Raw genomic sequence first — 470 nt, 5'->3', positions numbered from 1 at the left:
TTGGTATCAAAGATCAGCTTGCGGCTTTTTTGAATATCTTCCGCCGGATGAATACCTGCCTCGGCCAGCAATGGCAGAGTGTCATCCAGAATGCGTCCCTTGGAGAGTGCAATGGTAAGCGGTTGGGTCATGATGTCCTCAATCTAGTGTGATGTGCCTGTCAGCCGGAAATTCGACGGATATGGGCACCCAGCTGCTGAAATTTTTCTTCGATGCATTCGTAACCACGGTCGATGTGGTAAATGCTGTTGACGTCGGTGGTGCCGTGAGCGACCAGTGCCGCCAGTACCAGCGAGGCCGACGCCCGCAAGTCGGTGGCCATCACCGGAGCACCACTCAGGGTTTCACGACCGGTAATCGTTGCGGTATTGCCTTCGACATGAATGTCCGCCCCCATGCGCACCAGCTCCTGGGCATGCATAAAGCGGTTTTCAAAGACCGTTTCAACAACAGTGCCGACCCCTTCGGCC

Annotated in this window: 2 pseudogenes; both read right to left on the bottom strand. The window is 55.1% G+C overall.

Features of this window, described 5'->3' with window-relative positions:
- A pseudogene (gene hisG / locus Q4563_RS16035) lies at window positions 1-131 on the bottom strand (ATP phosphoribosyltransferase); the annotation flags it as partial.
- Between the two features lie 29 nt (window positions 132-160).
- A pseudogene (locus tag Q4563_RS16030) lies at window positions 161-470 on the bottom strand (UDP-N-acetylglucosamine 1-carboxyvinyltransferase); the annotation flags it as partial.

It is taken from the genome of Gilvimarinus sp. 1_MG-2023 (assembly GCF_030548285.1).
This window is presented reverse-complemented; position numbering and strand designations above follow the sequence as displayed.